11 protein-coding genes are annotated in these 13,128 nt (G+C 67.7%); 2 read left to right on the forward strand and 9 right to left on the reverse strand.

Annotated elements, in window-relative coordinates:
• Positions 1 to 49: 49 nt before the first annotated feature.
• The 3 genes from aspS to OHA70_RS35475 are packed head-to-tail and all read right to left on the reverse strand — an operon-like array spanning position 50 to position 3,874.
• A complete protein-coding gene (gene aspS, locus OHA70_RS35465; RefSeq protein ID WP_328325304.1) occupies positions 50 to 1,822 on the reverse strand; it encodes an aspartate--tRNA ligase in 1,773 nt (590 codons plus the stop codon).
• Complete coding sequence (gene hisS, locus OHA70_RS35470) at positions 1,819 to 3,189, reverse strand: histidine--tRNA ligase (protein ID WP_328325306.1); 1,371 nt, start codon at positions 3,187 to 3,189, stop codon at positions 1,819 to 1,821. The genes aspS and hisS overlap by 4 nt, the downstream gene beginning before the upstream one ends.
• 4 nt (positions 3,190 to 3,193) lie before the next feature.
• A complete protein-coding gene (locus tag OHA70_RS35475) occupies positions 3,194 to 3,874 on the reverse strand; it encodes an MBL fold metallo-hydrolase (protein WP_328325308.1) in 681 nt (226 codons plus the stop codon).
• A gap of 263 nt (positions 3,875 to 4,137) precedes the next feature.
• On the opposite strand from OHA70_RS35475, the gene OHA70_RS35480 reads away from it, so the two are divergent.
• Together OHA70_RS35480 and OHA70_RS35485 are read left to right on the forward strand one after the other, a co-directional pair.
• Positions 4,138 to 5,364 (forward strand): DUF349 domain-containing protein, encoded by a 1,227-nt coding sequence (locus OHA70_RS35480; protein WP_328325310.1) that lies wholly within the window; start codon positions 4,138 to 4,140, stop codon positions 5,362 to 5,364.
• A 329-nt stretch (positions 5,365 to 5,693) separates the two neighbouring features.
• On the forward strand, positions 5,694 to 6,542 hold the full coding sequence (locus OHA70_RS35485) for a hypothetical protein (RefSeq protein ID WP_328325312.1): 849 nt from the start codon (positions 5,694 to 5,696) through the stop codon (positions 6,540 to 6,542).
• A 181-nt stretch (positions 6,543 to 6,723) separates the two neighbouring features.
• Here the strand turns inward: OHA70_RS35485 and OHA70_RS35490 are convergent, their stop codons facing one another.
• The 6 genes from OHA70_RS35490 to OHA70_RS35515 all read right to left on the reverse strand — a co-directional run bounded on the left by OHA70_RS35490 (position 6,724) and on the right by OHA70_RS35515 (position 13,119).
• Positions 6,724 to 7,713 carry a hypothetical protein gene (locus OHA70_RS35490; RefSeq protein ID WP_328325314.1) on the reverse strand — a complete coding sequence of 330 codons (990 nt, stop codon included), beginning with the start codon at positions 7,711 to 7,713 and terminating at the stop codon, positions 6,724 to 6,726.
• Positions 7,714 to 7,909: 196 nt separating this feature from the next.
• Positions 7,910 to 8,134, reverse strand: a complete 225-nt coding sequence (infA, locus tag OHA70_RS35495; protein WP_328325316.1) for a translation initiation factor IF-1 — start codon at positions 8,132 to 8,134, stop codon at positions 7,910 to 7,912.
• Between the two features lie 2 nt (positions 8,135 to 8,136).
• Positions 8,137 to 8,919, reverse strand: coding sequence for a GNAT family N-acetyltransferase (locus OHA70_RS35500; RefSeq protein WP_328325318.1), 783 nt, complete (start codon positions 8,917 to 8,919; stop codon positions 8,137 to 8,139).
• A gap of 216 nt (positions 8,920 to 9,135) precedes the next feature.
• Positions 9,136 to 10,095 (reverse strand): hypothetical protein, encoded by a 960-nt coding sequence (locus tag OHA70_RS35505; protein ID WP_328325319.1) that lies wholly within the window; start codon positions 10,093 to 10,095, stop codon positions 9,136 to 9,138.
• Positions 10,070 to 12,460: a RelA/SpoT family protein gene (locus OHA70_RS35510; protein WP_442913854.1), complete on the reverse strand. Its 2,391-nt coding sequence runs from the start codon at positions 12,458 to 12,460 to the stop codon at positions 10,070 to 10,072. The genes OHA70_RS35505 and OHA70_RS35510 overlap by 26 nt, the downstream gene beginning before the upstream one ends.
• Before the next feature lie 119 nt (positions 12,461 to 12,579).
• Positions 12,580 to 13,119, reverse strand: coding sequence for an adenine phosphoribosyltransferase (locus OHA70_RS35515; RefSeq protein ID WP_328325321.1), 540 nt, complete (start codon positions 13,117 to 13,119; stop codon positions 12,580 to 12,582).
• Between the last annotated feature and the right edge of the window lie 9 nt (positions 13,120 to 13,128).

Consider the following 13,128-nt stretch of genomic DNA (forward strand, 5'->3'; position numbering starts at 1 on the left):
CGTCACCTTCCCACCGCCCGGGAGCCGTTGCTCAAGTGCGCAACGCCAACTACTCCTTGGGTTCCGGCTTGGCGTCTACGCCGGCTTCCTTGCGCTGGGCGGGGGTGATGGGGGCCGGGGCCGCCGTCAGGGGGTCGAAGCCGCCGCCGGACTTGGGGAAGGCGATGACGTCGCGGATGGACTCCGTACCGGCCAGCAGGGCGGTGATGCGGTCCCAGCCGAACGCGATCCCGCCGTGCGGCGGCGCGCCGAACTTGAACGCGTCGAGCAGGAAGCCGAACTTCTCGGTCGCCTCCTCGTCCGTCAGGCCCATCACCTTGAAGACCCGCTTCTGCACGTCCTCGCGGTGGATACGGATCGATCCACCACCGATCTCGTTGCCGTTGCAGACAATGTCGTACGCGTACGCCAGCGCCGATCCCGGATCCGTGTCGAACGTCTCCAGCGAGTCCGGCTTCGGCGACGTGAACGCGTGGTGCACCGCTGTCCACGCACCCGACCCAACCGCCACATCACCAGCAGCGGTGGCGTCATCGGCCGGCTCGAACAGCGGCGCGTCGATGACCCACACGAACGACCAGGTCGACTCGTCGATCAGCCCACCGCGCCGGCCGATCTCCAGCCGTGCCGCACCCAGCAGCGCCCGCGAAGACTTCACAGCGCCGGCCGCGAAGAAGATGCAGTCGCCCGGCTTAGCACCGACGTGGTCGGCCAGCCCGGCGCGCTCCTCCTCGGACAGGTTCTTGGCGACCGGTCCGCCCAGCTCGCCATCCTGACCGACCAGCACGTACGCGAGCCCACGCGCACCACGCTGCTTGGCCCACTCCTGCCACGCGTCCAGCTGCTTGCGCGGCTGATCGGCCCCGCCCGGCATCACCACGGCACCGACATACTGCGCCTGGAAGACCCGGAACGGCGTGTTCTTGAAGTAGTCCGTGCACTCGACCAGCTCGAGCCCCATCCGCAGATCCGGCTTGTCGCTGCCGAACCGCGCCATCGCCTCGGCGTACGTCATCCGCTGGATCGGCGTCTGCACCTCGTGCCCGGCGAGCTTCCACAGCTCGACCAGGATCTCCTCGGACAGCGCGATGATGTCGTCCTGGTCGACGAAGCTCATCTCGATGTCGAGCTGGGTGAACTCCGGCTGCCGGTCGGCGCGGAAGTCCTCGTCGCGGTAGCAGCGGGCGATCTGGAAGTACCGCTCCATCCCGGCCACCATCAGCAACTGCTTGAACAGCTGCGGCGACTGCGGCAGCGCGTACCACGATCCCGGCTGCAGGCGCGCCGGTACCAGGAAGTCACGCGCGCCTTCCGGCGTCGACTTGGTCAGCGTCGGCGTCTCGATCTCGACGAAGTCGTGCTTGTCCAGTACTGCGCGCGCCGCCTTGTTCACCTTGCTGCGCAGGCGAAGCGCCGAGCCGGGGCCCTGACGGCGCAGGTCGAGGTACCGGTACTTGAGCCGGACCTCCTCGTTGACCGGCGTCGCGTGGTGCTCCTCGACCGGGAACGGCAGCGGCGCGGCCTCGTTCAGGACCTCGATCTCCTCGGTGATGATCTCGATCTCACCGGTCGGCAGGTCCGGGTTCGCGTTGCCCTCGGGGCGCGCGGCGACCGTACCGACGATCTTCAGGCAGTACTCCGAACGCAGCCCGCTCGCGGCCGCCTCGTCGCGGATGACGACCTGGACGGTGCCGCTGGAGTCGCGCAGGTCGATGAACGCCACGCCGCCGTGATCGCGTCGCCGCGCCACCCAGCCCGCCAGCGTGACGGTCTGTCCGGTGTTTTCGGCCCGCAGGGAGCCGGCGGAATGGGTACGGATCACGAGTTCTCCTGAGGGGTTTCGAGCTGCGGTGTTTCGAGCTGCGGTGTTTCGATGCTGGGTCGTACGTCCTGCGCGGGGGGTGACCAGGTGGCCGGGTCGGCCGCTACCTGCTCACCGCTCCGGATGTCCTTCACTTCAGCGCCGTTCTCGGTCGTGAACCAGACGAACGGGATGCCACGCCGATCCGCGAACTTGATCTGCTTGCCGAACTTCGCCGCCGCCGGCGCCACCTCGACCGGGATATTGCGCGCCCGCAGCGCAGCCGCGGTCCGCATCGCGTCGGCCCGCTCATCTTCGTTGTTCAAGGCAACCAGTACCGCGGTCGGCGTACTGCGGGAGCCCTTCACCAGGCCCTGGCTGAACAACCGGGTGATCAACCGGGACACCCCGATCGAGATGCCGACGCCCGGGTACGTCGTCTTGCCATCGCTGGCGAGCGAGTCGTAGCGGCCGCCCGAGCAGATCGAGCCGTACGACTCGTGTCCGATCAGCTGGGTCTCGTAGACGGTGCCGGTGTAGTAGTCCAGCCCGCGCGCGATCTTGAGATCGGCGACCAGGAGGCCGGGAGCGTGCTCGTTGGCGGCCGTCATGATCGCGGCCAGCCGCTCGAGGCCCTCGTCGAGGATCTCGTGCTGGACACCGAGCGCCCGCACCTGCTCCACGAAGGACGCGTCCGTGCTCGAGATCTCGGCCAGCCGGAGCACCTGCTTGGCGGTCTCGGCATCGAGTGCCGGGCCGTCCTCGGCGGTGAGCAGCTGGGTGACCTTGTCCGGGCCGATCTTGTCCAGCTTGTCGACGATACGGAGTACGGACGCTACGTCCTCGATGCCGAGGCCGCGGTAGAAACCCTCGGGGATCTGCCGGTTGTTCACCTGGATCCGGAACGGCGGGATCGGCAGCTTGCTGAACGCGTCGGCGATGACGAGAGGCAGCTCGACCTCGTAGTGGAACGGCAACGTGCCGTCGCCGACGATGTCGATATCGGCCTGGGCGAACTCGCGGTACCGGCCCTCCTGCGGGCGCTCACCACGCCAGACCTTCTGGATCTGGTAGCGGCGGAACGGGAAGGCCAGCTTGCCGGCGTTCTCCAGGACGTACCGGGCGAACGGCACGGTCAGGTCGAAGTGCAGTCCGAGGTCCGACTTCTCGTCAGCGGGGGCGCCGAGGCGGCGTACCGCGTAGATCTCCTTGTCCGCGTCCTCGCCCTGGTTCGAGAGCCGCTCGACCGGCTCGACGGCGCGCGTCTCGATCGAGGCGAAGCCGTGCAGCTCGAACGTCTCCCGGATCACGTCGAGGAAGTGCTGCTCGACGATCCGGTCCGACGGGAGGAACTCGGGGAACCCACTGATCGGGGTTACCTTGCTCATTTTCTTATGTCTCCAGGTCCTGCAAGTAAGGGTTGGTCGCCTTTTCCCGGCCGATCGTGGTCTGGCCGCCATGACCCGGCAGGACGACGATCTCGTCGCGCATCGGCAGGATCTTGGTGGCCAACGTATGCAGCATGGCCGGATGGTCGCCGCCGGGCAGATCCGTCCGGCCGATCGACCCGGCGAACAACACGTCCCCGGAGAACAGCACCGCCGGTACGTCCTCGGGACCCAGGTACGGGGTGGTGAAGGTGACCGAGCCACGGGTGTGCCCCGGCGTGTGGTCGACGGTGAACTGCAGGCCAGCGAGCTCGAGCTGCTGGCCGTCCTTGAGCTCCTGGACGTCGTCGGGCTCGGCGAAGGTGTGGTTGCCACCGAGCAGCATCCGGGCGCTCTCCGGGCTGATACCGGCCATCGGGTCGGCCAGCAGGTGCCGGTCGTCCGCGTGGATCCAGGCGGTGCTGTCGTAGGCGCCGCAGACCGGAAGTACGGAGAACATGTGGTCTATGTGGCCGTGGGTGAGCAGCACGGCGACCGGCTTCAGCTTGTTCTCACGGACCACCTGCTCGACTCCGCTGGTGGCGTCCTGCCCGGGGTCGATGACGATGCACTCCGCGCCCTGGCCGGTGGCGACGACGTAGCAGTTCGTACCCCACGATCCCGCGGGGAACCCGGCGATGAGCACGACAGACCTTCCTGGAACGGATCAGGGACCTGTCAAGGCTACCGGTCACGCTGCGCTGAGTACGAACCGCATTGTTTGTCTGCTTGTTCTGTGCCCGATTGTGATGGCAACCCCGTTGCGTAGCGGCCGGGAGTTTGTGATTGTTCAGTGATACGCGTGGGGACAGCACCCGACGCGCCCGGCTGGACCCTGTCGACGGCGATGAACCGGCGACTGGACAGAATGGGAACGAGCGCAGTACATACCGCCGGAAGGGGCGAGTTGTGGCCGAGGAAAGCTGGGGCCGGGTAGCCGACGACGGAACGGTCTTCGTACGGACCAAGGACGGGGAGAGAGCGGTCGGCCAGTGGCCCGACGCGAACCCTGAGGAGGCACTCGCCTTCTACACCCGCCGGTACGACGCCCTGGCGTTCGAGGTGGACCTGCTGGAGAAGCGGGTCCAGGCGGGCACCGTCTCGCCCGACGACGCCCGGGCCGCGGTGAAGAAGGTGACCAGCGCGATCGACGAGGCCCAGGCCGTCGGCGACCTGGACGGGCTCCGGTCCCGGCTGGACGCGCTCACCCCGCTGGTCGCCCAGCAGCGCGAGAAGAAGAAGGCCGAGCGCGCCGCGAAGGTCGAGGAGGCCCGCGACGCGAAGACGAAGATCGCCACCGAGGCCGAGACGATCGCGGCCGGTACCGACTGGCGGCACGGGGTCACCCGGCTGCGCGAGCTGCTGGACGAGTGGAAGGCACTCCCCCGGCTCGACAAGTCCAGCGACGACGAGCTGTGGCACCGCTTCTCGTCCGCGCGGACGACGTACACGCGGCATCGCAAGCAGCACTTCGCCGAGCTGTCCTCCAAGCGGGACGAAGCCGCCGTGGTCAAGGAGCGGCTCGCCGCCGAGGCTGAGGGACTCTCGTCGTCCACCGACTGGGGACCGACGTCAGGCCGCTTCCGTGACCTGATGCGCCAGTGGAAGGCTGCTGGCCCGGCGCCGCGCGAGGTCGACGACAAGCTGTGGGCGCGGTTCCGCAGCGCCCAGGACGCGTTCTTCGGCGCTCGCGACGCCGAGCAGGCCCAGGAGAACGAGGAGCAGGTCGCCAACCTCGCCGCCAAGGAGACCCTCCTGGTCGAGATCGAGGCGATCCTCCCCGTCAACGACGCCAAGGCTGCCCGCGACCAGCTCCGCGACCTCCTGGACCGCTGGGACGCCATCGGCAAGGTCCCCCGCGACTCGATGCGCACCATCGACGGCCGCCTCCGCGCCGTCGAACAGGCCGTCAAGTCCGCCGAAGACGAGGTCTGGAACCGCAGCAACCCCGAAGCCCGAGCCCGCGCCGAAGCCACCGTCAAGCAACTCCAGTCCCTCATCACGGACCTGGAGAAGCAAGCGGCAAAGCACGAAGCCCAAGGCAACACCCGCAAGGCCACCGAGGCCCGCGAAGCCATCGCCGCCCGCCGAGAATGGCTAACCCAAGCCCAAAACGCCCTCACCGACTTCAGCTGAAACCAGCCCCAGGTCAGATCATCTGACCTGGGGTTTCTTGCGTGCTGATGCAAACGCCCCACCCGTACTCACATCGCGCGCCAAAGCATTGCCCCCACCCGAACCACTGAGCATGAACTGCACACGCCGTAGCCGACTCGCATGGCGTCGGGTAGACCGACCACGCTGCCCCCGGCCCCTCCCGGCCCCCGTGTTCCCCGGTCCCTTCGCGGGCTGCCCGCGCCCTGCCCACAGCGACCCTTCGGTGGTGTGCACTGCCTGTGGCGCTGGCGGCGTCGGCTGTGGATAACGCGAAGCATGAGGTGGTGGGTTTCGGTCATCCTGGGCCGATGTCCTTTCCACCGTTCTTCTGCGGCCTCCCCTTCACCGGCCGCCAGGCTGGCAAGAAGTTGAAGTGGCTGCTCGCCAACGGCGAGATCCGCCAGTTGCTTGCGGACGTGTACGTCGATACCGAGACGCCCGATTCGCCTGAGCTCCGTGCGTCGGCCGCCGAGCTACTGCGCCCCGCCGACGGGATTGCCTGCGGCCAATTCGCCGCCTGGCTGCACGGCATCGATACCACCGCCCTCGGCCCCAAGCCACCCCGCGCCCAGTGGACACGCGAGGCAGCTGATGTAGTACAGGTCCGTGGCGTACCGGTGATCAGCCCGATCGCCACCGGCGTCGAACTCGCGATGCACCTCCCCCGCCCCTTCGCCCTCTCGGCAGTAGACGCCTTGCTCCGCTCTGGCAAAGCCGACCGCTGGGCAATCCGAGCGGCCTCAGCCCAGTACGAGGGCCAGCGAGGCATCAAGCAGGCCAACGAGATCCTCCGGTACGCCGACCGCCGAGCCGAATCTCCAGGCGAGTCCTGGCTCCGCCTGCGCCTCATCGACGCCGGCTTCGGTACCCCCGACCTGCAAGTCCGCGTCAACGGTCCGACCCGCGAGTACCGCCTGGACCTCGGCTACCCGGAACCGGTCGACGGTGTCCGGCTGGGGCTTGAGTACGACTCGGACCGTTGGCACTCCGGCGACCGCGTTCAGGTTCGCGACGAGGAACGCCGGATCGGGTTGAAGGCGCTCGGCTGGCACATCATTCCGGTTCGGCGTACCGATCTGTGGGGTTCCTATCCAGCGCTGGAACTCGCGGTCGGGAGCTTCCTCTGCCAGTGGCCCCGCCTGCCTCGCCGCTGGTGAAGCGCGGGTCAGCCGAGGCGGGCCACGGCGCCGCATCAGCGAGTTGCTGCTCGAGGAACTCCAGGCTCTCGGCCATCTCGAGCCCCAGCAGGCAGTCGATCAGATCCACCTCGTCGACGACTGGCAGCAAGCACCGCGCTGACCGGCTCCCTCACCGCTGGTGAGGGAGCCGGTCAGGTGATCAGGGGGTGGCGAAGAAGGTCATCGTTCGGGTGATGAGGTTGGCCTTGTCCGATGCGGTGCCGTAGGCCTCGACCGGGAAGGCCAGGAAGACGACCTTGTAGGTACCACTGAAGGACAGCGCGTCCGTTTGGGCGGTGTCGTCGGTGAAGGCTGCCAGGGCGCCACCGTTCGGGGTGACCTGGTCTTCGAAGGTCGCGTCCAGGACCGAGTGGTCCAGCGGTACGGCGCCGATGCCGTCCGTCACCGGGTTGCCGGCGACGCCGTGGACCGCGCCGGTGGCCTTGTCGTTCTGGGCTTCGGTGCCGTCCCAGGTGATGTGCAGGTAGTCGTGCACGAAGGCCGTCGTACCGGCCGCCTGGTCGAGGATGTCCTGGCCGGACATCAGCAGCCGCCCTCCCCCGTCCAGGAATGCCTGCAGCCGGGCCTCGTACGGCGTGATCGGCGCCGGATAGGTGTCGCCGGTGAACCAGACGACGTTCTTGAACGCCAGCAGGTAGTTCACCGGAAGGTTGCTGTCGGCATCCAGATCCCAGGTGCTGAACGAGACACCCGCGCCGGTCAGCGCGGCGGCGTACACGGCCTGTACGTCGGGAGCGTTGCCGTCCTCGTCCACCAGCAGGGTGTCGACCGTGACCGCGATGGTCTTGATCGTCGCCGTCGCCGAGACCCCGGGACTGCCGACCGAGGTCGCCGTGATCGTCGCCGTGTTGGTTCCGGTGGCTCCGGTGGGCACAGCCACCTTCACACAGACCGTCGTCGTCGCGCCCGCAGCAACGGTGGGTGTGGTCGGCTGCGGCGTCGTACAGGTGGCATCGAAGAAGCTGACGGGATCAGTTCCGCCGCTGCTCGCCAACGTGTAGCTGTCGGCGGTGAACCCAAGATTTCGCACCGTCTCGGTGTAGGACACCGAGGTACCGGGCTTGCCGCCGTCGATCTGCGTCGCCGGAGTGAGGCTCACTCCGTACGCCGGCGCGTTCCGCGTGGTCACCGGCGATCCGGTCGTGAACCCTTGTCCACCCGGGTCCACGACGGCGTGTCACTGACCTGCGCATCCGGACTGACATAGACACAGCCGTCTTCCCAGGTCGGGGCTGATGGGCCGTTACCGTGGTCCGGCTCAGTTCGGAAGACCGCTGGGCCCGCGCCTCGGCAGTGGTCTGCCGACGCGCGGGCGTTTGGGTGGGTCAGTTGCGGTAGCGGAAGGTGATTCGGCCTCGGGTCAGGTCGTAGGGGCTGAGCTCTACCAGGACCCGGTCTTCGGGGAGGATCTTGATGTAGTTCTTGCGGATCTTGCCGCTGATGTGGGCCAGGACTTTGTGGCCGTTGGTGAGTTCAACCCGGAAGTTGGCGTTGCGGAGGCACTCGACGACGGTGCCTTCTACCTCGATGCCGCCTGTTGGTTTGGGCATGGTCAGACCTCCTTGCTGACGAGTTCGAGGGTGGTGCCCGTGCGGCGGGCGCCTAGGCTCTCGAAGAGTGCAAGGGCAGGCTTGTTGGATTCGTCGACCTCTGCGGTGACGGCCTCGAAGCCCTTGTTGTGCAGGGTCTGCAGTACTTGAGCCAGCAGCGCGCACCCGACGCCATGTCGCTGGTCGGCGGCCAGGACCGCGACCAGGCCGATCCTCGGGCGACGGGTTCTCGTCGCCACCCGGACCATTCCGGCGTACCGGCCGTCTCGGATCGCGACCGTGTACGTCGACGGATCCATCGGACGCGTGCCGCCCTGCCAGGCCAGTACCTCCGCAGGCATCGTCTGCCACCCGACGGCGGCCTCGACCTCGGCCCGAATCGCCTTGTCCAGCAGGCGAAGCGGCCCCTCCTCGGCCGTGGCGATGACCACGTCCGAAGGAATCAGGACGGTCGCCTGTTCAGTCGGTACGACGAACTCGTACTCGCGACGCGAAGTCGTGAACCCGGCCCGTTCCCAACTGGCCTTGAGCTCGCGATCGGTCTCGTCGACCACCGTGTACAACGGCACCGACTGGTCGACCAGCATCGCCGCAGCAAGTTGGTCGAAGATCTCCTCGCGCCAGGTGTCGACGCTGACGAAGGTCCGACCGTCAAGCCTGCGCGAAGCATGCCCACGGCCGACGACAAGATCGTTCTCCACCGCGTGCCACTGATTCTCCGCGACCCGCGAGATCGTCACCGCATGGGCACCGAGGCCTCGCGACGCGAAAGGCAAAGTATTCATAGCTGTCTTCCTTCCAGGAGTGCCGAAGATTTCTCGGGGCGCTCCCGGCGACACCTACGTCAGTCGCCCACCCGTGACCACGAGAGGGGACGCACCCACTGCGCTACAGCGTTCATGGGTTCCCACCTCCAGGCCTGATGTCACGGACGACGAAACGGTACCAACCCACCCACTCCCCCAGCCAACTGTTTTCCGTCGCCAGGCCGGTGGTGGGTGTTAGGTGCGGAAGCCGGCGTGGATGTGGTCGTGGTGGGTTTGGTCGGAGAAATACGTTGCGCCGGGTAGTTGGTAGGGGCCGCCTACGTTGTAGGAGTTGGCGGCGGCTGCGGCGCGCATGTAGGTGGTGATCAGGGAGCGGGGGGTGGCTGGGTTGACTACTGCTTGGCCGTTGATTTGCCAGGTGTCGAAGGCTCGGCCGCGGGGGTGGTCGCTGGGGCGGTTGGTGCCGAAGACGTTCAGGGGGTGGCCGGAGCGGAGGACGCTGATGCCGATGCGGTACGTCTCGGAGAGGGTGAGCATCGCGGTCAGGACGGTGTCATGGATGTTTCCGGAGCGGATGTCGGCGGCCGACGCCGGTGGGAGGATGATGCGGTCGCTCGCAAGTACGCGTCGGGCGGCGGACGAGAGGCTCGAAGCAGGCGATCCGGGTTGGGCTGGGTGCTGGGAAGTGACCCGCCAGGTCTGACCTGATCTGCTGAGTCGTACGTCGACGGTGGTGCCGGCGGTGATTAGCTTGCCATTGGCAACGGAGTACGTGCGGCAAGGGACGAGCACGCTTGCGGTGTCGGCCAGTAGGCCGCCGTACTGGGCGTCGATGATCTCGACGACGGTGTTCGGGCGGGCCAGCAGCTTTTGGACGGCCTGGACGGCGGCGAGTTTGGCTTCGGGGACGAGTTCGCCGCGTCCTGGGGTCCAGGGTTTGACCGAGGGCAGCTTCGGCGCGTTAGGCGTCGACGGTACGGACGCCGACGGAGACGAAGGAGTCGCGGAGGCTGGAGGCGTCGCAGGCGTGGTCGCAGAGTTTGTGGGCGCCGCGGAGGTTGAGCCGGTGCTGGACGGCTTGCCGAAGGAGCTGCAGCTGGCCAGAGTGCCCGCGCCAAGGATCAGCAGGCCGCGGCGGGTGAGCTGCGGCCTGCTGAGTCGGGACCAGTTACTGGGTGACCCGGTAGACGTCAAAAACGCCCTCGACCGAGCGAACGGCCTTCAACACGTGACCCAGGTGCGTCGGGTCGCCCATCTCGAAGGTGAAGCGGGACTTGGCGATCCGGTCGCGCGTGGTCGTCAGTGCCGCCGACAGGATGTTCACGTGGTAGTCCGAGAGGACCCGCGTGATGTCGGAGAGCAGGCGAGCCCGGTCCAGCGCCTCGACCTGGATGGCGACCAGGAAGACCGATTGGGCGGTCGGCGCCCACTCGACCTCGACGATGCGCTCCGGCTGGGTCTGCAGGTTCTCGACGTTGGCGCAGTCGGCCCTATGCACCGAGACGCCAGCGCCGCGGGTCACCCAACCGATGATCTCGTCACCCGGCACCGGCGTACAGCAGCGGGCGAGCTTCGAGAGCACGTCTGTCGCGCCCTTGACGATGACACCGGCGTCGCCGCGCGCGGTCCGCTTGCGCCGCTCGCGGGTTGCCGGCAACCGCAGGCCCTCGGCGAGATCCTCCGCCGCGCCCTCTTCGCCGCCGTACGTCTCGATCAGCCGCCGTACGACCGCCTGCGCACTCACGTGGCTCTCGCCAACAGCGGCGTACAGACCGGTCACGTCGGGGTAGCGCAGTGAGTTGGCGACCGCGGTCAGCGTCTCGTGCGAGAGCAGGCGCTGCAGCGGCAGGCCCTCCTTGCGGAGCTGCTTGGCGATCGCGTCCTTGCCGTGCTCGATCGCCTCGTCGCGGCGCTCCTTGGAGAACCAATGCTTGATCTTGTTGCGCGCTCGCGGACTCTTGACGAACATCAGCCAGTCGCGCGACGGTCCCGCGCCCTGCGCCTTCGAGGTGAAGACCTCGACGACGTCGCCGTTCTCCAGCGTGCTCTCCAGCGGCACCAGCCGCCCGTTCACCCGGGCGCCGATACATCGGTGTCCGACCTCGGTATGGATCGCATACGCGAAGTCGACCGGCGACGATCCTGTCGGCAGCGACATCACGTCACCGCGCGGGGTGAAGACGTAGACCTCGGAGTTGTTGATCTCGAACCGGAGCGAGTCGAGGAACTCCGACGGGTCGGAGGTCTCCCGCTGCCAGTCGACCAGCTGCCGGACCCACGGCATCTCGTTCGGAGCGCCGATCTCGGTGGTCGGCGGCGCGCCCACCTCGGGCGCCGGCGCGTTCGGGTCTTCCTTGTACTTCCAGTGCGCGGCGATGCCGTACTCCGCGCGCCGGTGCATCGAGAAGGACCGGATCTGCAGCTCCACCGGCTTGCCCTGCGGGCCGATCACGGTGGTGTGCAGCGACTGGTACATGTTGAACTTCGGCATCGCGATGTAGTCCTTGAACCGGCCGGGCACCGGATTCCATCGCGCGTGCAGCACACCGAGAGCGGCATAACAGTCGCGGACCGACTCGACCAGCACGCGGATGCCGACCAGGTCGTAGATGTCGCCGAACTCGCGGCCGCGGACGATCATCTTCTGGTAGATCGAGTAGTAGTGCTTCGGCCGGCCGGTGACGGTCGCCTTCACCTTGGCGGCGCGCAGGTCCTCGTGCACCTGGTCGATCACCGAGGCGAGGTACTCGTCGCGGGACGGGGCGCGCTCGGCGACCAGCCGGACGATCTCGTCGTACACCTTCGGGTGCAGGGTCGAGAAGGACAGGTCCTCGAGCTCCCACTTGATCGTGTTCATACCCAGCCGGTGCGCCAGCGGGGCGTAGATCTCGAGCGTCTCGCGGGCGATCCGCTCCTGCTTCTCCTGGCGCAGGAAGCCCAGCGTGCGCATGTTGTGCAGCCGGTCGGCGAGCTTGATCACCAGCACCCGGATGTCCTTGGCCATCGCGACGACCATCTTGCGGATCGTCTCGGCCTGCGCGGACTCGCCGTACTTGACCTTGTCCAGCTTGGTGACGCCGTCGACCAGCATCGCGATCTCTTCGCTGAAGTCCTTGGTCAGCTCGGCGATCGTGTAGTCGGTGTCCTCGACCGTGTCGTGCAGCAGGGCAGCGCACAGGGTCGGCGCGGTCATACCCAGCTCGGCCAGGATGGTGGCCACCGCGAGCGGGTGCGTGATGTACGCGTCGCCGCTCTTGCGGAGCTGGCCGGTGTGGTGCTTCTCGGCGGTCCGGTACGCCCGCTCGATCATCGCCAGGTCGGCCTTGGGGTGGGTCGCGCGGACCACCCGGAACAGCGGCTCGAGCATCGGCGCCCGGTTCGGATGCCGGGTGCCGCCGAGCCGGGCCAGCCGGGCGCGAACCCGGGCCGGCGCGATCCTGGGCGGCTGCGCCGACGGTGGCGGCGCGGTGACTGGAGACGGCGATGGAGCGGCCACCGGGCGGCTCGCGGGAGCGCGCGGAGGATCGAGCGGCACCACGTCAGGTACCGCTGAAGTCATCGCCGGGTCTTCACCCACGTTGTTTCCCTCCGCCGACAGACCACCAGTCTAGGGGGAAGGAGCCAACGCGGCCGACACGGCCTGTGGACAACACGCCGATTTGATGTAACCGCTTGACTTCAGACAGTGACGAGCGTGTCCACACGCTCCCCCGCCAGGCGCTCACGCCAGGGCAGGAACGACAGCTCGAGCAGTACCGAAGTGGCCACCACCTCGGCACCGCAGCGGCGTACCAGGCGCAGGCAGGCCTCGAGGGTGCCACCGGTGGCGAGCACGTCGTCGATCACCAGCACCCGGTCACCGGGCGCGAAGGCGTCCTGGTGGACCTCGATGGTCGCCTCGCCGTACTCCAGCGAGTAGGACTCCTCGTACGTCGCTGCCGGCAGCTTCCCCTTCTTGCGGACCGGCACGAAGCCGGCCCCGAGGGCGAGAGCGACCGGAGCGGCCAGGATGAAGCCACGGGCTTCGATCCCGACCACCTTGTCGACCACGACGTTGCCGTCGGCATCCCGGCCCGAGGCGGCCAGCGCCTCCACCACCTGACTGAAGCCGGTGTGGTCCGCCAGCAGCGGGGTGATGTCCTTGAACACCACCCCCGCCTGCGGGTAGTCCGGGATATCGCGAATGCCGTCCTTCAGTACCTGTTCCAGCGAACGCATCAGCAGCCC

The organism is Kribbella sp. NBC_00382, from assembly GCF_036067295.1.
Classification (GTDB): domain Bacteria; phylum Actinomycetota; class Actinomycetes; order Propionibacteriales; family Kribbellaceae; genus Kribbella.